Source organism: Marinomonas profundimaris (assembly GCF_000508165.1).
Lineage (GTDB): Bacteria > Pseudomonadota > Gammaproteobacteria > Pseudomonadales > Marinomonadaceae > Marinomonas > Marinomonas profundimaris.
On sequence record NZ_AYOZ01000062.1, the window covers coordinates 69,769 to 92,125 of the forward strand.

The window sequence follows — 22,357 nt, forward strand, 5'->3', positions numbered from 1 at the left end:
GACTGGCGGCCTTAGCTCTGCCAGTCGTTGTCTCGCCAATAATCGATTTGATCATCTTGAAGAAAACTCCACGCGACAAAACGGCTGATTTTTTGACCTTGCGCCATTTCAATGGTTTTTACTTGGCGTGCGCCAACGTCTTTTAGGGTGCGATAAATGGCATCCAAATTGCTCTGACGAGCCACCAACGACGTAAACCAAAAACAGCGGTCGGCGTATTGCACGCTTTCTTTGACCATACGAGAAACAAAGCCCGCTTCGCCGCCATCGCACCATAATTCCGGCGCTGTGCCACCAAAGTTCAAGACAGGTTTAGACGCTGGTTTGGCTGATTTGCCTTTTACGCCACGCCACTTACGTTGAGATTCGTCGATCATCGCTGATTCGCTGGTATGAAACGGCGGGTTGCATAAGGTTAAATCAAAGCGGTCTTTTTCTTTCCAAACGCCTTCAAAGATTTTATCTGGTTGGGTTTGCAAACGTGCTGTAATCGCCCCTTTCAAACAGGCGTTGGATTTAATAATGGTCTCGCATGTTGCTACCGCAACGGGGTTCACATCGGAACCCACAAACTGCCAACCATATTCTTGATGACCAATAATCGGGTACACGCAGTTCGCCCCAACGCCCACATCCAAGACTTTTATGCCTTTACCGCGAGGAATAACGCCTTCATTACTAGTGGCCAGTAAATCGGCTAAATAATGAATGTAATCGGCTCGACCTGGAATCGGCGGACAAAGATAGCCAGGTGGAATATCCCAAAAGGCAACGCCATAGAAATGACTGAGCAAGGCGCGGTTTAGGGTTTTGACGGCGTTTGGGTTAGCAAAATCAACCGATTCATTTCCATATTGATTCAGTTGTATAAAACCCGTCAGTTCAGGGCAAGAATCCGCCAATAAAGCAAAATCATAACGCGCTCGATGCGGATTACGAGGATGAAGCTCTAGTTTATTGGTGCGTTTGCTTTTCGTATTCTTGCTTTTTAAGACCACTGCGATGCCATTGTTTTAAACCAAAAGATGAGTATAACCGAATTCCTGATCTTGGACTAAAGTGCTTACCGGTCAGGTTTCAGGATAAGGGATTAAGGCTTTAATCACCCTTTCACAAATCCCACGAAACCAGATCAATCCTGGGTCGTTTTCTACCGATTTTGGCCAACTGGAATAATAGTGAATAAAGGGAAACTCCATCGGCAAGTCTTTGATTACCAAGCCAAACTGATTCCTGAAACGCTCAGGTAATAAGCCGCTGTTACTCATTAATAGCGACGTTCTACCCACGGTTTCTAATGCGGCCAACATATATGGTGTACGAAACGCAAAATGGCGCTCTCGGGCTCGTTCACCCAGAAGCGCATCGCTAATAACCGGATTCGAGCCACCCAAATTCACCAACACATGGGAATACGCCAAGTAGTCATCTAGGGTTATGCTGTCCTTATTGGCCAATGCATGATTGGCCGACATGACACAAAGAAACTTCTCTCGCCCGAGCAGGTTTTTCTCAAAGCTGTTGGGGAGCTGAATATAGTCACTGCATAACGCCAAATCCAGAGAATGCTCTGCTTGGCTGAGCAAACTTGTTTCCGTGAGCGTACTGGCTTCCAATGACGCAAACGGCGCTTCTCGATAAAACTGCTCAGCAATCGCCGGCATATAAGCTTGAGCTTGGTAATGTGTTGTTTGCACTCGAAACGTACGATGGCTACTTTGTGGTTGAAATTCAGACTCGCTCCACAACTCAGCCATTTGCTCTAGCATGAGCTTTAACGGCGCTTCTAATGCTAACGCTTTCGACGTTGGCACCATGCCTTTGGCCGTACGAATAAACAAAGGGTCATCAAAGGCGTCACGCAGTCGATTGAGCAATCGACTCATGGCGGATTGGCTTAGATGCAACCGGTCCGCCGCGCGCCCGACATTGCGCTCTTCTAATAAATATAAGAGCCCAGTTAAGGACTTAAGGTCCAAATGTTGTAGCGAGCTAGGGATCATAACCAAATTCCGATTTATGCATAATGATTAGGTCTATTATGCATTGGATTTAACAAGGAGAGGAAGCCATTATGAAAGATCAGAGCCACTTCTTCTCAATAAAGGTAACGCCATGCCAACCGCAAAACAGACCTTCTTGTACGGCCTCTTTTTTAGCTCAGTTACCGTGCTGTTTTGGGGCATGCTGCCCATTGCTTTAAAACTGTCTGGTGACTTTTCCGACCCCATCACGCTCACTTGGCTACGCTTTTCGGTCGCTGGCATTATCTTGGGTTTATGGCAGTGGCAACGCGGAAAACTGGGTGAATTCAAACACCTTCATAAACAAGATTGGCTGAGACTCTTTGCGGCAGGGTCTTTTTTGATTGTGAACTACACAACCTTTGCGTGGAGTTTGGATTTTTTATTGCCGGGCTCCGCGCAATTAAGCTTCCAAATCGCACCACTGTTTCTCGCTTTAGGCGGATTGTTCTTTTTAAAGGAGAGCATCCATTGGCAACAGTGGGCGTGTTTTGTCGGCATTGGTTTTGGCATGCTGGTTTTCTTTCACCCTATTTTGGGGCAAGGAAACCAAGGCACCATTTGGGTTGGTTTTGCGATTGTTCAATGCTCAGCAGCGGCATGGTCTATGTATGCATTACTGCAAAAATCACTCTTTAAACGCTTAGCGCCATCCAATATTTTATTGGCGATTTATGCGTATGCGCTCGTGGTGATGCTGCCATTTGCCTCTCCCAGCACCTTGTTAAGCATGTCATCGGACGATGTTTGGATTGCGGCTTTTTGCTGTTTAAACACCCTGATTGCTTACGGCGCGTTTGCCCAAGCAATGCGTTATTGGCAAACCGTGCAGGTCAGTGCGTCGGTGGCACTGACGCCTGTGACGGCGTTTATTTTGACCGAGCTATGCGTCGCCTTTGGTTGGTGGTCTGGCAGCATTAGTTCGTCTCACGCGGACGGGTTAAGTTTGTTCGGTATGCTGATTGTGATTGCCAGCGCGATCAATGTGCAACTGATCAGTGCGCGAGTGCAGCGAAAAGCCGCCTTAAATCAAAAGCCACTGAACAACGCAGCTTAGCGCAATCGCTATAACCAAACAGTAAAGGGAAGGATAGAAACACCGAGAATCAGCAGAACGGCAATCAAGGTAAAAATGGCTTCTGCTGGATTTTGCCAAGCGTGTTGCAAATAACCCATCACCCATTGTCCAAAAGTGATTGGGCGCATGGTTTGAGCTCGAGCAATTTGGTCTTCGTGAATTAACGCTCTTGCTTTGATGGCTTGTTCTTTGTCTTTAACCCACAGCCCTGCCATGGAAATTTGCCAACGACCGGCATTGGTTTCATAGAAAGCAATGTCGTGATCCGTTAATAATTGACGTATCTCGTCTGCTTCCTCATCGGGAACATATTTAAGCCGAAAAACCAGCGTCGCCATGACAGTACCTTGAGCGTGAAAAATGAAGCGCTAAAGAGTAAGAGAAGCCAGCCAAGAATACAATCTCGCATCTAAAAACCTTACTGACTAGGTAGGATTTTTTTCCATCCATTCAATCACCTGAGCTTTGGGCAATGGTCGACTGTAATAGTAGCCTTGCACTCTATCGACACCCAATTCTCGAACCGCGTTCAGCTGTTCTTGACGTTCCACCCCTTCAGCCACCAGTTCCATGTTTAATTCTTTGGCCAAGTTCGTAATGGAGGTTAAGACCTGACGCGTAAATTGATCGTCTTGTAAACTGTCGATGAAAATTTTATCCAGTTTTAATGTGTCGTATGGGAAACGTCTAAGGAAATCCAAACCGGCATACCCCGTACCGAAATCATCCACGGACAAGCGAATCCCTAACGCCTTAATGTGCTCGAATCGGCTGACCATCAAGGGCAATTCAACAGCGGTTAATGCGCTGGTCTCTGTGACTTCAAGCCCCAATCTCCCTTCCAACTCTGGGTATAGCGCCAAAATAGACGATAAGCTCGGCGAAAAGCTCTCTTTCAGTAAACTGTATCTGTCCACATTCACTGATGTATTAATGCCTTTTAGCGGCGCTGGGTATTCGCGATAAAAGTCCCCTACTTTGCGGATAACCATCCAAGTAAGATCGTCAATCAAACCAAGCTGTTCTGATATTTCAACAATAGCCAGAGGAGAAACTTGACCATGATACGGCGAGTTCCAGCGAATCAGCGCTTCCAGTTCATGAGGTTCACCCGCTTTAAGTGACACAATCGGCTGAAAATGCACGTCTATCTCATTGTCTCTGATGGCTCTTCTAATACTGTGTGACAAGGAATGTCGGTAATACAAAATACTCCAGTGAAAAGCACAAAAAATCAGACATAACAAAATGCAGCAGAATAAAACAACGGGGAGAAAAGAAAAGAAACAGTGCCAGTACAAACTAGAAGGTAAGAAAACAGCCAATTCCATTGACCAGTCATCCAACGACACCAACGTCTTCTTCAGAATGTCGGAGTCGATGCCGTTTTTATTAGAATAGAGTATTTGTCGTCCCAGTGTCAGCTCATAAAAATAATCCGGCAACAGTATATGGTTCACTTCTACCGCGAGTTCGCTTGGTGGTGCCAAAGCATTCGCGCCGATGCCATTTGGGCCTTGGTAAAATGCAAAGAAAGTGGATTCTCCCAAGGTATTTGAGCGCACCAGAGACACCGTCGTATGTTCAGGACTTTGTTGAATTCTTTCTGCGATGGAGTTGAAGATAGGAAAGTTTCTGGCGCCGAAATCCGTGCAGTAAACTCGGTATTTCTCGTTAAAGAGACCAAATTCTTTGAAGGTTGGAGAGTAAAAAGTAGAGCGACGTAAATGTTTAAGGTTAGCCGCGTCACAAGACGACGTCGCGCCATCCACCACCAGCGTTAATTCCTTAAAGATGCCATTCATTCTATTGGTTAACGCATCTTTAGCGGCTTCGGTACGATCGTCTAAGTTTTTTAGCAGATAGACATACAATCCAAAGGAAAAAATGAGCAAACTCAGAAACAGCGAAAGCGCACCATAATAAAAGAAAAACTTCTTTTTAGAAGGCACTACCGAGTTAATACTTTTAAACATTAAGCAACCTTCCTAATCCCTGAATGTTGATATCAATAAAAACAATTTGTAAGAAAGTGTTACCTGAGTTAAATAATTACATATAAGTGCTTTTGCACCAATAAAAAAGGCCACCTAAAGGCAGCCTTTTTATAAAATCCGCAGCAATTCCATTACTGAATACAAAAGAATATGCAAGATAGTAATAGTTAATCAAGCATCATATTCATATTTAAGATATCACGCTTAATGATCCGCTTGATTGAGCTTCGTGATGACGATCGATAAATACCCCACTTCAACGCCAAACTTCGTCATGATGGACTCATTCATCACAACGCCGTCCCTCACCATGTACATGCGATCGTCCACTTTGACCTCCAATAAATCATCGTCATAAGGCACCTGTAAAATGTACTTCATGAACAATGCATTACCGGCTATTTTGATCTCACCAACGCCAACCACATCGTTCGCGGTGGCCGTATATTCACCTTTGTCATTCGGCGTCATCGTCCACGTTCTGTATTGAATTTCACCATCATCAAACGTAAAAACTTCAGCCAGTGTGCCTACGCCTTCCTTCCAACTGCCTTCTAACGTGGCATTAAAATAGCGTATTACTTCGCCACTACGATTTTTTAAAATACCATGCGCCATTAAGGAACCAGAGAAAAACGGCCGCAATTCAAACTTAGGTTCATTTTTGGCGTATAAAGACACATCAGGCGCGGAACACGCCGATAACAACAAAACACACAGCAAGGCCGCAGCCTTACTCATAACAGAACGACAGACATGACGCATCATAGTTTCCTACCTTAAAACCGCTTATAAATATCGGTATTGGATATCGACGTTTTCGTATTTCCCTTGGGCATCACAAATATTCGCTCGCCCAGTAAATCTCAATAGCCGTTTTGACTTTGGCTGATACGCCACAATGATCGGATCCACCGCGAGCTTTACAACCCATGACACCGGTGAAAGTGAAAAACAGACCGCGCCTGTTTGCGTACCTTTCACACACGCGGCCTGACTGAAGCGAAACGTAAAGGTCGTTTGTTTACTTGGCACCAAATACTCAACGTCCATTTTTTTGCCCGCACTCAACGCGTCCCAATATTGCTTAATAAACTCATCAAAACCGGCATCCACTACCATGCCTGCTGCGAGTTTCACCGAGCCAGTCTCTTCTTTGGCGGCGCTGTTTTCTTGATAGGTTGTGGTTAAATCACCCTTCTCATGCTTAACTTCAATGCTCTCACCATTTCGATCATTTACTTGAGTAAAGCTCGGAGCAAGAGTAGACGAAGAAAAGTCGAGTTTCTTATGGGCGAACATCGCACCATTCGGCTCAGAATAATCCACTTGGTAATGAGCATCTTCGAGCGGTGTGTGCGTTTCTTTATACAACAACGCGCCCGTTTTCATGCTGTACGCACTGCCTTCAATTTGCGTAAAAGGCGTATCTGCCATTGAATATGTGTTTAGTAACAAGACCATGGAAGCCAATATCGTCCATCGTATCCTATTTAGAATCTGCATTATTTTTGTCCCTTTTCTTCAAACAATGACCATTTTTCGGCCAAATAAAAACCAAACGGCAACACCAAAGACCAAATAAGCGCGACGACCAATAAGGTCGACGCAATGGGGGTCGCTAAGGTAATCCCCGACAAATTCGCACCGGCGAAATAACTCAATGTCGGCCCGACCATTCCCATCATCGCAGCCAATGCATAACGCGAACGCAAAAACGCCAGACTGTGAGCAAACAAGGTCGCGACACTGATCCACAAACACAGTAACCAAATGGGCGGAAAAGCACTTGAGAAAGAAGTCATTGACGACACACCTGGCGTTTCCACTGAAAACACACCAATGTGAAACAAGCTGCCATCAATCATCACGCCGAGTAGCAAGAAAACAGCGATCAAGCGCCACTCTTTGCGAGTCTGCATAAAATAGCGATCATGCAAAAACAAATACATCACGGTTGCCACCAGCGCCCAAACATTGCCCGCCAATAAACAGACAAACCAAACGATCTGAAATAAAACCGCATTGATCAAACGCTTCACGGCAAACGCTCCTGCTATTTTTGCTCGATCGAAAGTCGATGGTCCGGCTTAGCGAATATGAATTGGCCGGTGCTGATCGCGCGCTCTTTGAAGCCGCCTTCACAATAGGCGAGATAGAAATCCCACATACGGCAAAACACATCATCGAAGCCCATTTCTGTGACGTCATGGCGCGCAGCATGGAAGCGTGTTCGCCAGTCAGCAAGGGTTTTTGCGTAATGCTCGGTAATGTCTTCTAAGCCGACAATTTGCATGTCGGTTTTAGACGCTATTTTTTGCGCAATGACTTGGTTGGAAGGCAAGCAGCCGCCCGGAAAAATATAGCGCTGAATGAAATCCACCGAACGACGCGCATAGTCGTATCGCTGATCCGCAATCGTAATGGCTTGGATCACCATTACGCCGTGTGGTTTCAGTAGTGCGCTGCATTTGGTGAAATAACTGTCGTAGTATTCGTGACCCACGGCTTCAATCATTTCGATGGACACCAACTTGTCGTAATGCCCCGTGAGGTCTCGGTAATCTTCTAATAACAAGGTGATGTTGTCTTGCAGACCTTCCGCCTCAACTCGAGCTTTCGCAAACTCGTACTGTTCTTTAGAGATGGTCGTCGTGGTGACTTGGCAGCCGTAGTGTTTCGCGGCGTGAATCGCCATGCCGCCCCAGCCGGTGCCAATTTCTAGAAGATGATCGTCTTTCGTAAGCTGAAGTTTCTGACAAATACGATCCAGCTTATGAACCGACGCCTCTTCTAATGAAGCTTCTTTCTGAGGATAAATCGCCGACGAATACATCATCGTCGGATCCAGAAAAAGTGAGAAAAAATCATTGCCCAAATCGTAATGCGCCGAAATATTGTCTTTCGAGCCGTCTTTGGTATTGGCGTTTAATCGATGGGCGATTTTCGCGCCGATACGACTCCAAATTGGGCGTTTCGCATCCATTTTATTGATCAGATTAAGGTTGGCTACCATCAAACGAATCACGGACACCACATCGGAAGAGGACCACCCGCCCTTCATATAGGCTTCGCCTGCGCCAATGCTGCTGTTTAAAAAGACATCTCGGTAAGTATGAATGTCATGAATCTGAATATGAGCAATGTATTTCGCATGCTCTTTTGCTTCGCCAAACACATAGGTTTCGCCATTTTCTTCCAAGATAAGATGGCCAATTTCTAGCTTGTTCAACATGGTGAATACCATCTTACGCGCCATATTATCGAACCAGGTTGTTGTTCGGTTTTTACTCACTTTACGGTTATCCATACTGACGGAGTTCATTGTTGTTAGTCTCCTAATGTTTGTGGCTACTTGGTGGTAGACGATGATTGACTAGGGTGCGAATAAAAAGGCACTTTTTTCAGCCAAAGCTTGAGTGCTTGCCAATAAATACCAAACGCGACTTTCATCGTCATGAACGGATAACGAAACAGTACCCGTGCCATAGAAGAAGACGTGAGCGGCATTCGAGACAGCGATAACGTGGCATCAAACACGCGCTGCTCACTGACTAACACTTTGTTTTCCATGTGAACAGCCAACTTTTTATGTGGAACATTGCTGCGCCAATCATAAAAATGATCCATTGGATGAAAAGGAGAAACATGCATCGCCTTATTAAATTGAATACGTTGCGTCGCCTGAGTTGGATCACATTTCAACACGTAATTCACCTTTTCTTTCCAAGGCGTGTTGGTGACTTGCAACAGCATGGCTTGCAAGTTTTCGTGTTCATCAAAGCAATAATAAACAGTGATTGGATTAATAATAAAACCGAAATAACGGCCGTTGCTCAGCATTCTGACCGGGCCGGAAAGTGACAGATCCAGCTGTTCATTCACTTCATTCAATACCGCCTGTTTGATCGATATTCCCTCATCGCCAAAGTAGTCTTTTCGAGCGAATCTCGCCAAAGACCAAGGCGACATTGACCACCAAGGGCTCATCGCCAACACATCGTCTACTTCATCGAGATCAAAATACATCATAAAGACACGATATCGAAAAGCATGACCACGAGGTGAGAATCGACGATGTCGCACTGTGCCATGATAAATAGCGCTGTGTTTGGGGACAAAATCTACCATATCACGCCCAATCCATTCGCCACACGAACGCCGCTCCAGCAGCCGTCTTCATGGAAACCATTGCGCCAATACGCACCACAGAACCACGTATTGTTCACACCATTAATTTCCAACCAGCGTTCTTGCGCTTTCATGCCCGCTAATGTGAAAGTCGGATGCGTGTAATTAAAACGTCGTAATATTTTCTCTGGCGCAATCATGTCGGTTTGGTTCAGTGTCACCACGTAGGTTGTCTCGCTGGTGAAATGTTGCAAGATGTTCATGTTATAGCTGAGTGTTGCGGGTTTGGTTCGGTCTTCGCCCAAATGATAATTCCAGCTCGACCACGCCAGTTTTTTCTTAGGCAGCAATCGTGTGTCCGTGTGCAAAACGACCTCATTGTTTCGGTACGGAATCGCAGACAAAATATCTTTTTCTGTCTCACTGGGGTCCGCCAGTAACGCCAAAGCCTCGTCGCTGTGACAAGCGAACACCACTTGATCGAAAGTCTGCTGTGAACCGTCCGCAAAATGAATAATCACCTCTTCGATGCGTCGATTCACTTGAGTAATACGAGCATTCAAACGGATTCTGTCATGGAACTGACGAATCAAAGGCGTTAAGTACGCGGAAGAACCGCCTTCAATCACCCGCCATTGCGGACGATCGTTAACACTTAATAAACCATGATTTTTGAAAAAACGCACAAAAAACACCAAGGGAAAGCCCATCATTTCATCCAATGTGGATGACCAAATCGCACTTCCCATGGGAATCAAGTAATGGCTGGCAAAACGCGCGCCATACCCTTTGGCTTTTAAGTAATCGCCTAAGGTGACGCCTTCTTCTAATTGACCGCTTTCAAGGTCTTGGATCGCTTCTTTATTAAACCGTAGAATGTCTTTCAACATGCCAAGAAATGGAATATTGAAAATATTGCGACGCTGAGCAAACAAAGTATTTAAGTCATTGCCGCCGTATTCAAGCCCTGTACGCTGGCAGCTCACACTAAAGCTCATTTCCGTCGTCCTAGACGACACGCCAAGTTCGTCCATCAAGCGAATAAAATTCGGGTATGTCCAATCATTGAAGACAATAAACCCCGTGTCTATCGCACGCGAGCGCTCGCCTTCTTCCACTTCAACCGTTGCCGTGTGTCCGCCGATGCGATTTGCCGATTCGAATACCATCACGTCGTGTTTTTGTTGCAAAAGATAGGCGCTGGTTAGACCGGAAATCCCTGACCCTATAATGGCTATTTTCACTCATTGCTCCTTAAATTGACTCTCGTTGTACCCAGCCACGCTGATGTATTGTGTAAATTATGAATGGCTTTTCTTAGGTGCCAGCAGGGTGAACCATAATTTCGGAAAATGCCTTCCAGCCCATAACATCGCCGACAAGCGTTTCGGAAACGCGAATTCAAACGGGCGCGAAGCCAGCGCCGAATACATTCGGTTGGCTGCGTCTTCTGCAGACATCAAAAACGGCATGGAAAAGGTGTTTTTTTGCGTCAGCGGTGTATCGACAAAGCCGGGTAATAAACAGGTCACATCAATATTGAATTGTCTCAAATCCATTCTAAGTGACGATAAAAAATAACGAACTGCCGCTTTACTCGCGCCATAGGCTTCGGCCTGCGGAAACGCCGCTTGGACAGCCTGAGAACTGACTCCGACAAGATGGGGTTTGGCCGATTTTTTCAGCAAGGGCAAGCAAACGTCGACACTGTTGACTAAACCGAAAAAGTTCACTGACATGACGCGGTCCATCATTTTCCAATCGGGTTCGGTTGCCGTAATGTCTAAATATTCACAGGTACCGGCATTCAACACCACGCAGTCTAAATGCGCTGTGTGATTGCTTAGTGCTGCTCGCACGTCGTCTATTTGGTTGACGTCCGTCATGTCGAAAGGAAGAAAGGTGACGTTCTCGTTGGTCGCCAACAATTCTGACAAACCGCCTTGGCTTCTCGCGCTGGCAAACACTCGCCAACCCTCGCTCAAATAACGCTTTGTTAACGCGAGTCCAATCCCTGAACTGGCGCCCGTTATCCAAACCACATTATTTCCTGCTGTATGACTCATTTGGCTCTCCTTACCTCACATAGCTAAACGTTTTTTGAGACTTTTGACCACCGAACCCAATAACGGTACATGCTCGTAAATTAGTTCACCTAAGTCGTAAACGTCTTCGTGAAAATAGATCCGTTCGTTGAATTGCACCTGACTAATGCCGCGTACTGTGATGGTTTTATTACCCAATTTTGGATGCTTAAAATGCATATTCCATTTTATGTACGCCGTGTTGTCGGACACGATCTGATCCAAATACTCAAAACGGCCGCTGTGAACATTGACGCTCATTTCAGACAGATAGGCGTGCAATTTTTCCGCGCTGCGCAACTCATGGACAGGGTCTTTGAATAAGACATCTTCCGTATAAATTTCGTCTATTTTATCGAGTTGCGGGTGCTTAACATCTTGATAAAACGCTTTAAAACGCTCTATTAACAACGCATTGGCATCCATTTTAATGTCCGTCATACTGGCCACTTACCTTCACTGTTATCCTAAAAAAGAATCGTGTTGTTGTATTTTTTCATTCTTTATTAAACGCATCAGATCGAATATTGGATCACTCTTTTTCAAAAGAATCGCCGGATAAAAAACACGCCTTTTAGAAGACGAGGGGTTTTCGCCTGTTTAAAACAACAAAAGTGATCCAAACTAATATTCAGCACGTAAATGAGGTATAGCGCACTAGACGTGCCGTGACAGCCTTCCTTTTCTGGAGCAATCAATGGAACGCGCAACAATATTACCAGCCGAAGAACAGCGAGTGACGGATATGCAATCCATTGCTCAACACAGGGATCAAGCCGCGCTCGCTCGCTTGTTTGATCACTATGTTCCGCGAGTCCGATCATTTTGTCTGGCTGCCCAACCGGGCGCCAACATCATGGCCGACGACATTGCTCAAGAAGTGATGATTCGCATCTGGAATAAAGCTCACACTTACAAGCCAGAGTCGGCGTCGCTGAACACCTGGGTTTTTACCCTAGCAAGAAACGCTCGGATTGATTACTTACGCAAAAACAGCCGACATCAATCGGATATCGATCCAGAATATTTGTGGCGCAATGTGGTCGACGAAAACGCAGATCCCTTTAAAGACGCGCAGCAAAAAAGAGATCAAGAACGCATTCAGCAAGGGTTAGACAAATTGCCATCAGACCAAAAACAAGTCTTAGCGAAAGTCTATTTAGAAGGCAAAACACACAAAGAAGCCGCCGAAGAGCTGTCGCTTCCGCTTGGCACGATCAAGTCTCGTGTTCGCCTTGCTTTGCACAAACTCACTATTTACGTAAAGAGGTAGTACTGATGATTCACTACCATCCATCGATTGAAACGCTCACCGACTACGCCGCAGGCTCATTACCTTTAGCGCATTCGTTATGTGTGTCCACACACGTAGAACATTGCCAAGAATGCCAACAGCAAATCAGAAAACTCGAAATGCTCGGTTCGCACCTTTTTGATCAAGCCGGTACGCACAGTCGACAGCTAAATCATTTAAAAGACCGCTTTTTCACACAGCTGGAAGAACATACGCTTGAAGAAAACGACATAGAAAAACACGCGCAAGAACCCAACAGCAACCATTGGGGTGACTACAATATCCCGAGTAGCCTACGCCAGTTTATTACAAAGAGTTACGATGACCTGACGTGGTTACGCTTGTCGCCTTCGTTTAAAATCGCCACGCTATATAACGAAGAAGGCGGTGCTCAGATAGCCCTAACACGAGTAAAAGCAGGTGCACACATGCCAACACATACTCATACTGGCAATGAAATAACCTTGGTATTAGAAGGGGCTTTTTCTGACGAGAGTGGGGTGTATCGACAAGGTGACTTCATTAACCGTGACGCCAGCCATAAACACAAACCGATCGTGACAAAAGACGCGGAGTGTATTTGCTTAACGGTTTTAGACGCTCCGATTGAGTTTACTGGCTGGTTTGCGCGTTTATTGAACCCAATCATTCGCCGCTATCATCCGTATTCTCGTGCATGAACCTGTATTTGCTAAGCCATCATAGCTAACGATAGGCACACGATTGCAGACGTTAGCTAAGAACAAGCAAATTTTGTGAAATTCTGGTATAGTCCTTGCTCAATCTAAAAACAAGGACTATTTATCATGGCAACTAAAAAGAAACAGCCGGCCGCTTCGGAGACTTCGGAATCCATTGAAAAGCAAATGCAAGAGTTTCTTGCTCGCGGTGGACAGATAGATAAAATCGATTCAGGGGTTAGCGGTCAGTCTCAGCTAACAGGATCACGTCACATATCTCTAGGCAACAGCAAAACAAAAGCACAATAAGTGTTAAGGGTATTTCCTTCACTATAAATACCCTCGCTATTCTCGTTTGTACGCCAATTCTATCGATTCTGTTTTAGGCCTGCCCTTCAACAACAATAGGTTGGCGGATCAAATTTCCATAGCCCATGGGTCTACCACCCCATTTTTATCAATACAGGAACATTATGCTTACCGAATCTGATCGCGCTTTTTTTCGCCCTAAATGGCGTCGAGTTGCCGCTACTCTCTTTTGTGCTGCCTGGTCTGTTCTTGAATGGGTATCGAATGAACCGATTTGGGCAACCATTGCTGTCGGCATTACGTTCTACTGTTTATGGCACTTCTTTTACAAATTTGAAGACGAAGACAAGCAAACCCCGACCGAGTAATCTTTCTCCAGTTCAAATGTCTTAACACCAACAAGCACTTTCATTTATTTTCTGTTCTAACGACAGGTCATATTTTCGCCACACAACCGTCACGACGCTGTCATATTCGCGCTCTACTCTCATTCATAAGACCACTAAAAATCTTATTAGAGCGGAGCAACACTGTGATACAAGTCGAGCAAATGATTGCCAGTAAATCTCCTCAGTTTTTCGACAAAAGCCCACTTATTACTCGCCCTACGTTAAGCGTATTAAAACGCTTATTCCACGAAAGTGAAGTAAACCAATTCCTGGAAAAAAACGACGGCTGTGTCGGCTTCGAATTTATTGATCGAGTGCTTGACCACTTCAATTTTAGTTATCAAGTGAGCCAAGTGGATCGACGCAACATCCCTGCCAGTGGCCGCATGATGATTATCGCCAATCACCCTCTTGGCGCTTTAGATGGCTTAGCTCTGCTGAGACTAATCGGCGAAATTCGCCCAGACGTCAAGATTGTCGCCAATGATTTATTAATGGGGTTCGATGGCTTAAAAAGTCTTGTGCTGCCTGTGGATAATCTAGGTGGCAAAACAGGCCGTCAACAGCTGAAAGCCATTATGAATTGCTTGCACAACGAAGAAGCGGTGATTATTTTCCCTGCAGGTGAAGTGTCTCGCATGTCACCAAGCGGTGTAAAAGACCAGCAGTGGAATCAGAATTACTTAAAAATCGCACAAAAAACCAATAGCCCATTGCTGCCTGTGCACATAGGTGGTCGTAATTCTATGCTGTTTTATACCAGCTCAATCTTGTACCGCCCGTTGTCTACGCTTCAGCTTGCTAACGAAATGTTTCGCCAGAAAAACCGCAAAATACCAATGCAAGTGGGCCAAGCCATTCCGATCCAAGAACTGGCAAAACTGCCGCTAAGCGACAAAGAAAAAAACAAATTGGTGAAACGCCATCTGTATCGCATTGCCAAGGGCAAAAAACCACTGCTGAAAACAGAAAAGACCGTCGAACACCCTCAAAATCGCCAATTGATAAAGCAGGAACTTAAGCAGTCCGAGCATCTTGGCAGCACCAAAGACAACAAACAGATTTACCTGTTCGACTACGATCCTGTGTCGGTGACGATGAAAGAAATAGGCCGTTTGCGCGAAATCGCCTTTCGCAAAGTAGGGGAAGGCACAGGCGAACGCTCTGACTTAGATAAATTCGATCAGTACTATCGCCATTTGGTGTTATGGGACGAAGAAGCGTTGGAAATTGTTGGTGCTTATCGTATTGGTGAAGTCGCTCGTTACATGAAAGAAGACAAGGCCAATAAAATATACAGCGCAGAATTGTTTCAATATTCCTGCGACATGGAACCTTATTTTGAGCAAGGCATCGAGCTAGGGCGCAGTTTTATCCAACCCAAATACTGGGGCATGCGCAGTTTAGATTATTTATGGTACGGGATTGGCGCTTATCTGGATCGTCATCCTGAAGTACGTTACATGTTCGGGCCAGTCAGTTTGAGCAACAGCTACCCACAAGTAGCAAAAGACTTCATTGTGTCATTTTATCAGCTGTATTTTTCGGACAAAGAGCACCTAGCGCGATCCTTTACGCCGTATCAAGTCAACGCAGAACACAGCGACATTATTGCTTCACTGTTCTGTGGTGATAACTACGACGAAGACTTTAAAGTGCTAAAGGAACAACTCAGCCATTTTGGTGCCAGCGTTCCAACTTTGTTTAAGCAGTACAGTGAATTGTGTGAACCGGGCGGAGTTCGCTTCTTAGACTTTGGTGTCGATGCCGACTTTGGCTACTGTGTGGACGGTTTGGTCCTAGTAGACCTAAATACAGTCAAAGAAGCGAAAAACAAACGCTACCGCGGGCATAACCCAATCAGCCAACCTTAGCTTACGACTTAGGATCCTGGTGGTGCGAATTATGATGTGCATGTGAATGGTGATGTTCATCCTCTGATCGCGTCACAACCAGATAGACAATTTTAATAACCAGCATCACACTTAATACAATGAGAACGATCATTTGAATGTCCATAAAACACCTCTTTATTTTTGTTGGTGTCTTTTGAGTGTAGAACATTTATAGGAGTTACATTGTAAATTTACGTCTCAACATTGTAGTGCACCTATAGGCTCTATAACGGGGCGTTTATACCCAATTCAAGGGTGGTTTTTACTCAACTTGGCACTTATAAAAACACGTTTATTTTCTTTTCTATTTGAGATTAATCACTTAGAAAATATGGCGTAAGCCTTGCTTACCCTACTCATCAACCTTCAGGCTTTTGTTGTAGCCTTCTATTTTTGTCTATCACTAGACCATGGAGCTGGAAATGATTGAGAAAACATACCTAAAGACCAAACCTGAATGCAAAGTGAAATTTGCCCTTTCTGCAGATGTAGTGGGTGATGGTCGGCAAGTTTCGGTCGTCGGTGACTTCAATAATTGGGACGCATCAGCACACCCGTTACGCAAACAAAAGTCCGGTGTGTATGCTTCCACCATGAACTTAGAAATCGATCACACCTATCAATTTCGCTACCTTGTCGATAACAGCCATTGGCTGAATGATGACATGGCGGATTCCTATGCTCCGAGCCCGATCAGTCAAGATTCAAATAGCGTCCTGAGCGTATAATGTGTCGTCGCCTCTTTTTGTGTATAGCGTTCAAAAAGAGGCGGAGTTTTCCTAACTTCTCTTTTTAATTCCGCCGTATTATTCACGTCAAAAACGACCCGCAGTTGTCCTCAAAACGCCCTCCACAAAACACCCAACTGCCATTATCTGACAAAAAAGTGTACAATGGTTTTTATTAAACGTGCGTTTAATAAAAACCATTAATACCTCGATAGCGCCATAAAGCGCATCGAAACAGACTATAAAGAGGCACATCATGGCACATCAGCAGCAATACATTCACGGCCGCTACCATGCATCCACCAGCAAAGAACACTTTGAAACCATTAACCCAGCAACAGGGGAAGTGATTGCAACTGTTGAGCACGCCGGTCAAGCCGAGCTAGATGCTGCTGTTGAATCTGCCAAAAAAGGTCAGAAAGTGTGGGCCGCCATGAGCCCTGTTGAACGCGGTCGCATTCTAAAAAAAGCAGCAGAACTGCTTCGTGAAAACAACGAAGAATTGGCGCGTCTAGAAGTCATGGACACAGGTAAACCGTTGCAAGAAGCCATTTGTGTCGACATCGAAACGGGCGCTGACGTCATCGAATATTACGCCGGCCTAACCGATAAAATCCAAGGCGAATACCAAGACCTTGGCAACGGCAACTTCTTCTACACCCGCCGCGAGCCATTAGGCGTTTGTGCTGGTATCGGTGCTTGGAACTACCCTATTCAAATCGCGATGTGGAAATCTGGCCCTGCGCTGGCTGCAGGCAACGCGATGATTTTCAAACCGTCTGAAGAAACCCCGTTATCCGCACTTAAATTGGCAGAAATTTACACTCAAGCTGGCTTGCCTGATGGCGTTTTCAACGTTGTTCAAGGCGATGGCCGTACAGGACAAATGATCACCGCTCACCCAGGCATCGACAAGGTGTCTTTCACGGGTGAAGTTGGTACAGGCAAAAAGGTCATGGCGGCTTCGGCACAAACACTGAAAGACGTCACCATGGAGTTGGGTGGTAAATCCCCAATGATCATTTTCCCTGACATGCCGGTTGATCAAGCGGTTTCTGCAGCGATGCTCGCAAACTTCTACACCCAAGGCGAAGTATGCACCAACGGCACACGCGTATTTGTTCATGCCGACATGCTAGACGCTTTCACTAAAGAACTGAAAACACGCACCGAAGCCATGATCATTGGCGACCCGATGGACATGAATACTCAAGTTGGCGCGCTGATTTCTAAAGACCACATGAACAAGGTTCTGGGTTACATTCAAGCCGCAAAAGACGCAGGCGCAACCTTGCTTTGCGGCGGTTACCAAGTCACTGAAAACGGCTTAGACAAAGGCGCATTCGTTGCGCCAACGGTCTTTACCGATTGCACCGACGACATGCCACAAGTGCAAGACGAAATCTTTGGCCCTGTCATGTCGGTTCTTAGCTTCACCGATGAAGACGAAGTCATTGACCGTGCGAACGACACAAAACTCGGCTTAGCGGCTGGCGTCTTCACCAAAGACTTCGCTCGCGCGCACCGTGTTATTAACCAAATGCAAGCGGGTATTTGTTGGATCAACGCATGGGGCTCTTCTCCAGCGGAAATGCCAGTTGGCGGTTACAAAGAGTCTGGTATCGGCCGAGAGAATGGCATCGATACTTTGTACCACTACACTCAAAACAAGAGTGTGTTCGTTGACCTAAACGACATTCAAAACCCTTACTAAGCGGGACTCTTAACTCTTAATAAATGAGAAAAGTCATGGCAAACGAAACATACGATTACATTATTGTTGGTGCTGGCTCTGCAGGGTGTGTGCTGGCAGACCGACTAACAGAAAGCGGCGAACACTCCGTTCTGTTATTAGAAATGGGCGGCTCGGATAAAAGCATTTTCATCCAAATGCCAACTGCCTTGTCTTACCCGATGAACTCGGACAAATATGCGTGGCAATTTCACACAGAGAAAGAGCCAGGCCTAGACAATCGAGAAATGCATTGCCCACGCGGTAAAGTATTGGGTGGCTCGTCTTCCATCAATGGCATGGTATACGTTCGCGGACACGCGTGCGACTTTGACCAGTGGGAAGAAAACGGCGCGGCAGGTTGGAATTACCAAACCTGCTTACCGTATTTCAAAAAAGCCGAATCGTGGAAAGGCGGGGCAGACACCTATCGTGGTGGCGACGGCCCATTGTCGACCAACAACGGCAACGACATGACCTACAACCCACTGTATCAAGCCTTTATTGATGCAGGTAACCAAGCAGGTTACGGCGAAACCGCTGACTACAACGGTCATCGCCAAGAAGGGTTTGGCCCAATGCACATGACGGTCAAAAATGGTGTGCGGGCGTCTACGTCTAACGCCTATTTACGTCGTGCGATGCAACGCCCTAACCTAACACTCAAAACCGGTGTCTTGAGCCACAAAGTCCTCTTTGAGGGTAAAAAAGCCACAGGCATTGAATACAGTAAAAACGGTCAAACACAACAAGTCCACGCATCGAAAGAAGTTATTCTGTCGGCAGGATCGGTTGGTTCTCCGCAATTGTTGCAATTGTCTGGTGTGGGTCCAAAAGACGTTTTAGAAAAAGCCGGCGTGCCTTTATTGCACGAATTACCGGGCGTGGGAGAAAATCTACAAGATCATTTGGAAGTCTATTTCCAGTACCGCTGTAATGAACCCGTGACGTTGAACGGCAAATTGGACTTGGTCAGCAAAGGTTTAATTGGCACGCGCTGGATCTTGTTCAAAAGCGGTTTAGGCGCAACCAACCATTTTGAGTCTTGTGGTTTTATTCGCTCTCGTGCTGGCTTGAAATGGCCAAACATTCAATACCACTTCTTGCCCGCCGCCATGCGCTACGATGGCCAAGCCGCAGTTGATGGTCATGGTTTTCAAGTCCACGTTGGGCCAAACAAACCAGAAAGCCGTGGTAAGTTATGGATCGAATCCGCTGATCCAGCGGCGAAACCGCGTATCTTGTTTAACTACATTTCGACTGAGCAAGACAAACAAGACTGGCGCGATACCATTCGCCTAACACGCGAAGTGCTTCAACAATCGGCATTGGATACTTACCGTGGCGAAGAGATCCAGCCTGGCATCAACATCCAAAGCGATGAAGACATCGACCAGTGGGTTAAAGAGAACGTAGAAAGTGCGTATCACCCATCTTGTACTTGTAAAATGGGCAGCGACAATGACCCAATGGCCGTGTTGAACGAGCAATGCCAAGTGCGCGGTTTAGAAAACCTACGCGTGGTGGATTCCTCTATCTTCCCGACGATCACCAACGGCAACTTGAACGCACCAACCATTATGGTGGCAGAAAAAGCCGCTGACATGATCCTTGGTAAAGACGCATTGCCAATCCTAAACGCACCAGTTTGGATTCACCCAGAGTTTGAAACCAAACAGCGCTAGTAATGTTGATTGAACAGAGATAAGGACAAAAAAAACCCCAAGGTGATTTCACCTTGGGGCTTTTTATTGAGTGCTTTAAACCACGTTTTAGCGTGGACGCAAAATGCTATTCATCTCTTAATTTAAAGCGGCTGATGATCTTCTCTAGCTCCGTCGACAACTCGGCCATTTCTTCACTGGATTTGTAAATTTCCGTGATGGCTCTTTCGCTCTGAGACGAGGCTTCCGTCACCGCTTTGACATTATTGCTGATCTCGTTGGCAACGCTTCCTTGTTCTTCTGACGCAGAGGATACCTGCTCCATCATGCTGCTAACATTGTCCACATAGTTCGACGCTTCATTCAAAGACTCCGCCGTATTGTTCGCCGCATCTGAAACTTTCTTCGCGTAATCAACACACGAATGCAGGACTTTCTGAGCCGCTGACGCTTCCATTTGAAGGCTACGAATGATGTTGGCAATCTGCTCTGTTTCTTTCTGCGTATTCGATGCGAGTCCACGCACTTCATCCGCGACTACCGCAAACCCACGACCGGATTCCCCAGCACGCGCCGCTTCAATTGCTGCGTTCAATGCCAGCAAGTTGGTTTGATCAGAAATGCCCTGAATGGTCGAAACAACATTGGAAATTTCTTCTGTTTTTTGATTCAGCTTATCGACTGTTTCTCTGGCTTTACGCACTTCTTCAGACACTTGTTCCATGTCTTTCACCGCGGTCAACAGGTCTTCCCTGCTATCGTTAACGCGTTGCTTTGCATCCCCTGCGGCACTGGTTGCATCCAAAATATTGCGTGCCACATCCGTTACGGAAATAACCATTTGCTGCATCGCACTGCCTATCTCTGAGGTGTTTGCATGCTGAGTCTGAATATTAGAACTTGTCTGTTCTGATATTTCAGCCAACTTAAACGAGGACGCAGACTGAGAGGCTGCACTGCTTTTCACCTGTTTAATCAGCTGATTTAAGTTTTCTGACATGGTTCGCATCGCGCCATAAATACTGGTCGCGGAGCTGGTTTTATTAAATTCAATAGACAAATCACCGGCGGCAATTTTCTCTGCAATGGCTTGCATCTCTTTCGGTTCTGCACCCAAAGGTGCCAACACGCTACGAGCAACCCACAACGCCACAAAAGCAATTGTAACCGCAATAATCAAACACAAAGCCAGAATAACGTAATTCAATTTATGCACACTGGCTAACGCTTCATCTTCCGCCATTTCTGCGATGACTATCCACTTCAAACCGCTGTATTCAAGTGGGCTATAAGAAGACAATACGGAATTGCCTTTGTAGTTTTTAATCATTTGCGTATTGGTAATGCCCTTGCTGGCTTCTTGCACAACAACCGTATCAACACTGCCTTCTTTTGGGTTTCTAAAAGACGCTAAGACAGAATGGTTTTCTGGATCAAGGTAAGAGTCGGAACGCATCTTACCGTCCATACCAATCAGGTAGGTTTCACCGGTTTCGCCCAATCCCGCTCTTTCCGTCATAATGTTATTTAATGCACTGATTGGAAATTGAGCGATTAACACACCAATGCGCTTTTCATTTTTAAAGACAGGCACGGATAAAAATCCTGCTGGCGCTTGATAAGACGGCATATACAAAGAAAAATCGGTAAAGCTCACACCATCATCATTTAATGAGCTTGTGTACGCTTGTGCCAATCCTGAGTCTTTAAATGGGCCTTCGGTTAGAGACGTACCAAAATCCACCTCTTTAAACACGCTGTACACCACGTCTCCGTCTTTGGAGACTAAAAAGACATCATAAAAGCCAAATTCTTGCTGAACTTTTTCTAAGTATGGGTGCGTTTTTTGATGAAAGGCATCGTACGCTGGAACACGTTGTGAGCTGAGTGTTTTATTTTTTTCTCCAACTGGGTTCTCGTTTTGTGCGATATACGCACTTTGAAGAAGGATTGCAGCAGGAGAAAGCTGAGAAACCAAATCGGCCGAGTTAAACTCAGCGGCTTCATTTGGCGGCAACATGGACTTGAATTCATTGCCATAAAACGCCGAGACATCACTGCGATTTTGGTCGTTCACAGGGATTCGATTCAGCCTTTGATACGCATTACTCAATAATGGCAGCATCCGTTCAACAATTGGGTTTTCGGATAGAAGAGAAAGACCATTGGAGAGCGTGTCTAAATAAGAGTTAACCGAATGGCTCTTCGTTTCTTGAAGCGACATTAATTGATTGTTACCCATATCAATCAGCGCTTTACTGGAGAAATGAATAGAAATTGCGGAAGAGATAAAAACAGGAATTAATCCGACCAGCAATAATGTAATGAGTATCTTATTTTTAAAGGTCATAA

General features: G+C 45.6%; 22 protein-coding genes. 9 read left to right on the forward strand and 13 right to left on the reverse strand.

Annotation, left to right across the window (positions count from 1 at the left end):
- Window positions 1–11: 11 nt before the first annotated feature.
- Together rlmF and D104_RS36575 are read right to left on the reverse strand one after the other, a co-directional pair.
- The gene (gene rlmF / locus D104_RS36570) at window positions 12–998 is read right to left on the reverse strand and encodes a 23S rRNA (adenine(1618)-N(6))-methyltransferase RlmF (protein WP_024025652.1); all 987 of its coding nucleotides are present in this window, start codon (window positions 996–998) and stop codon (window positions 12–14) included.
- Between the two features lie 72 nt (window positions 999–1,070).
- Window positions 1,071–2,003 (reverse strand): LysR family transcriptional regulator, encoded by a 933-nt coding sequence (locus D104_RS36575; RefSeq protein ID WP_024025653.1) that lies wholly within the window; start codon window positions 2,001–2,003, stop codon window positions 1,071–1,073.
- A 112-nt stretch (window positions 2,004–2,115) separates the two neighbouring features.
- Between D104_RS36575 and D104_RS36580 the strand changes: the two genes are divergently transcribed.
- Entirely contained in the window at window positions 2,116–3,081 is a 966-nt protein-coding gene (locus tag D104_RS36580; protein ID WP_024025654.1) for a DMT family transporter, read from the forward strand.
- Window positions 3,082–3,089: 8 nt separating this feature from the next.
- Here D104_RS36580 and D104_RS36585 read toward each other — a convergent pair whose 3' ends face one another.
- The 10 genes from D104_RS36585 to D104_RS36630 form a co-directional block, all read right to left on the reverse strand.
- Complete coding sequence (locus D104_RS36585; RefSeq protein ID WP_024025655.1) at window positions 3,090–3,440, reverse strand: DUF6164 family protein; 351 nt, start codon at window positions 3,438–3,440, stop codon at window positions 3,090–3,092.
- Between the two features lie 87 nt (window positions 3,441–3,527).
- Window positions 3,528–5,078 carry an EAL domain-containing protein gene (locus tag D104_RS36590; protein ID WP_024025656.1) on the reverse strand — a complete coding sequence of 517 codons (1,551 nt, stop codon included), beginning with the start codon at window positions 5,076–5,078 and terminating at the stop codon, window positions 3,528–3,530.
- A 225-nt stretch (window positions 5,079–5,303) separates the two neighbouring features.
- On the reverse strand, window positions 5,304–5,867 hold the full coding sequence (locus D104_RS36595) for a DUF3833 domain-containing protein (protein ID WP_235075971.1): 564 nt from the start codon (window positions 5,865–5,867) through the stop codon (window positions 5,304–5,306).
- Between the two features lie 21 nt (window positions 5,868–5,888).
- A complete protein-coding gene (locus D104_RS36600; RefSeq protein WP_024025658.1) occupies window positions 5,889–6,605 on the reverse strand; it encodes a hypothetical protein in 717 nt (238 codons plus the stop codon).
- Window positions 6,605–7,141: a DUF2878 domain-containing protein gene (locus D104_RS36605; RefSeq protein WP_024025659.1), complete on the reverse strand. Its 537-nt coding sequence runs from the start codon at window positions 7,139–7,141 to the stop codon at window positions 6,605–6,607. Before D104_RS36605 ends, D104_RS36600 begins: the two co-directional genes overlap by 1 nt.
- Window positions 7,142–7,155: 14 nt before the next feature.
- A complete protein-coding gene (locus D104_RS36610; RefSeq protein ID WP_024025660.1) occupies window positions 7,156–8,424 on the reverse strand; it encodes an SAM-dependent methyltransferase in 1,269 nt (422 codons plus the stop codon).
- Window positions 8,425–8,450: 26 nt separating this feature from the next.
- Window positions 8,451–9,230 carry a DUF1365 domain-containing protein gene (locus D104_RS36615; RefSeq protein WP_024025661.1) on the reverse strand — a complete coding sequence of 260 codons (780 nt, stop codon included), beginning with the start codon at window positions 9,228–9,230 and terminating at the stop codon, window positions 8,451–8,453.
- Window positions 9,224–10,474, reverse strand: coding sequence for an NAD(P)/FAD-dependent oxidoreductase (locus D104_RS36620; protein WP_024025662.1), 1,251 nt, complete (start codon window positions 10,472–10,474; stop codon window positions 9,224–9,226). Before D104_RS36620 ends, D104_RS36615 begins: the two co-directional genes overlap by 7 nt.
- A gap of 57 nt (window positions 10,475–10,531) precedes the next feature.
- Window positions 10,532–11,296 (reverse strand): SDR family NAD(P)-dependent oxidoreductase, encoded by a 765-nt coding sequence (locus D104_RS36625; protein WP_024025663.1) that lies wholly within the window; start codon window positions 11,294–11,296, stop codon window positions 10,532–10,534.
- 15 nt (window positions 11,297–11,311) lie between these two features.
- A complete protein-coding gene (locus tag D104_RS36630; RefSeq protein ID WP_024025664.1) occupies window positions 11,312–11,755 on the reverse strand; it encodes a nuclear transport factor 2 family protein in 444 nt (147 codons plus the stop codon).
- Between the two features lie 256 nt (window positions 11,756–12,011).
- Here D104_RS36630 and D104_RS36635 point away from each other — a divergent pair, with 256 nt between their 5' ends.
- The 8 genes from D104_RS36635 (at window position 12,012) to betA (ending at window position 20,026) form a co-directional block, all read left to right on the forward strand.
- On the forward strand, window positions 12,012–12,587 hold the full coding sequence (locus D104_RS36635) for a sigma-70 family RNA polymerase sigma factor (protein ID WP_024025665.1): 576 nt from the start codon (window positions 12,012–12,014) through the stop codon (window positions 12,585–12,587).
- 5 nt (window positions 12,588–12,592) lie between these two features.
- Entirely contained in the window at window positions 12,593–13,288 is a 696-nt protein-coding gene (locus D104_RS36640; protein ID WP_024025666.1) for a ChrR family anti-sigma-E factor, read from the forward strand.
- A gap of 126 nt (window positions 13,289–13,414) precedes the next feature.
- On the forward strand, window positions 13,415–13,597 hold the full coding sequence (locus tag D104_RS36645; protein WP_024025667.1) for a hypothetical protein: 183 nt from the start codon (window positions 13,415–13,417) through the stop codon (window positions 13,595–13,597).
- 164 nt (window positions 13,598–13,761) lie between these two features.
- Window positions 13,762–13,965 carry a hypothetical protein gene (locus D104_RS36650; protein ID WP_024025668.1) on the forward strand — a complete coding sequence of 68 codons (204 nt, stop codon included), beginning with the start codon at window positions 13,762–13,764 and terminating at the stop codon, window positions 13,963–13,965.
- A 164-nt stretch (window positions 13,966–14,129) separates the two neighbouring features.
- Window positions 14,130–15,860: a GNAT family N-acyltransferase gene (locus D104_RS36655; RefSeq protein WP_024025669.1), complete on the forward strand. Its 1,731-nt coding sequence runs from the start codon at window positions 14,130–14,132 to the stop codon at window positions 15,858–15,860.
- A 443-nt stretch (window positions 15,861–16,303) separates the two neighbouring features.
- On the forward strand, window positions 16,304–16,609 hold the full coding sequence (locus D104_RS36660) for an isoamylase early set domain-containing protein (protein ID WP_024025671.1): 306 nt from the start codon (window positions 16,304–16,306) through the stop codon (window positions 16,607–16,609).
- A gap of 256 nt (window positions 16,610–16,865) precedes the next feature.
- Complete coding sequence (gene betB, locus D104_RS36665) at window positions 16,866–18,323, forward strand: betaine-aldehyde dehydrogenase (protein WP_024025672.1); 1,458 nt, start codon at window positions 16,866–16,868, stop codon at window positions 18,321–18,323.
- 35 nt (window positions 18,324–18,358) lie between these two features.
- Window positions 18,359–20,026, forward strand: a complete 1,668-nt coding sequence (gene betA / locus D104_RS36670; RefSeq protein ID WP_024025673.1) for a choline dehydrogenase — start codon at window positions 18,359–18,361, stop codon at window positions 20,024–20,026.
- Window positions 20,027–20,132: 106 nt separating this feature from the next.
- Here the strand turns inward: betA and D104_RS36675 are convergent, their stop codons facing one another.
- Window positions 20,133–22,355 (reverse strand): methyl-accepting chemotaxis protein, encoded by a 2,223-nt coding sequence (locus tag D104_RS36675; RefSeq protein WP_024025674.1) that lies wholly within the window; start codon window positions 22,353–22,355, stop codon window positions 20,133–20,135.
- Window positions 22,356–22,357 lie beyond the last annotated feature (2 nt).

Coding starts and splice junctions, on each gene's coding strand:
- D104_RS36575 (WP_024025653.1), bottom strand. CDS start 2,003: ATGATCCCTAGCTCGCTACAACATTTGGACCTTAAGTCCTTAACTGGG.
- D104_RS36580 (WP_024025654.1), top strand. CDS start 2,116: ATGCCAACCGCAAAACAGACCTTCTTGTACGGCCTCTTTTTTAGCTCA.
- D104_RS36585 (WP_024025655.1), bottom strand. CDS start 3,440: ATGGCGACGCTGGTTTTTCGGCTTAAATATGTTCCCGATGAGGAAGCA.
- D104_RS36590 (WP_024025656.1), bottom strand. CDS start 5,078: ATGTTTAAAAGTATTAACTCGGTAGTGCCTTCTAAAAAGAAGTTTTTC.
- D104_RS36595 (WP_235075971.1), bottom strand. CDS start 5,867: ATGATGCGTCATGTCTGTCGTTCTGTTATGAGTAAGGCTGCGGCCTTG.
- D104_RS36600 (WP_024025658.1), bottom strand. CDS start 6,605: ATGCAGATTCTAAATAGGATACGATGGACGATATTGGCTTCCATGGTC.
- D104_RS36610 (WP_024025660.1), bottom strand. CDS start 8,424: ATGAACTCCGTCAGTATGGATAACCGTAAAGTGAGTAAAAACCGAACA.
- D104_RS36615 (WP_024025661.1), bottom strand. CDS start 9,230: ATGGTAGATTTTGTCCCCAAACACAGCGCTATTTATCATGGCACAGTG.
- D104_RS36625 (WP_024025663.1), bottom strand. CDS start 11,296: ATGAGTCATACAGCAGGAAATAATGTGGTTTGGATAACGGGCGCCAGT.
- D104_RS36630 (WP_024025664.1), bottom strand. CDS start 11,755: ATGACGGACATTAAAATGGATGCCAATGCGTTGTTAATAGAGCGTTTT.
- D104_RS36635 (WP_024025665.1), top strand. CDS start 12,012: ATGGAACGCGCAACAATATTACCAGCCGAAGAACAGCGAGTGACGGAT.
- D104_RS36640 (WP_024025666.1), top strand. CDS start 12,593: ATGATTCACTACCATCCATCGATTGAAACGCTCACCGACTACGCCGCA.
- D104_RS36645 (WP_024025667.1), top strand. CDS start 13,415: ATGGCAACTAAAAAGAAACAGCCGGCCGCTTCGGAGACTTCGGAATCC.
- D104_RS36650 (WP_024025668.1), top strand. CDS start 13,762: ATGCTTACCGAATCTGATCGCGCTTTTTTTCGCCCTAAATGGCGTCGA.
- D104_RS36660 (WP_024025671.1), top strand. CDS start 16,304: ATGATTGAGAAAACATACCTAAAGACCAAACCTGAATGCAAAGTGAAA.
- betB (WP_024025672.1), top strand. CDS start 16,866: ATGGCACATCAGCAGCAATACATTCACGGCCGCTACCATGCATCCACC.
- betA (WP_024025673.1), top strand. CDS start 18,359: ATGGCAAACGAAACATACGATTACATTATTGTTGGTGCTGGCTCTGCA.
- D104_RS36675 (WP_024025674.1), bottom strand. CDS start 22,355: ATGACCTTTAAAAATAAGATACTCATTACATTATTGCTGGTCGGATTA.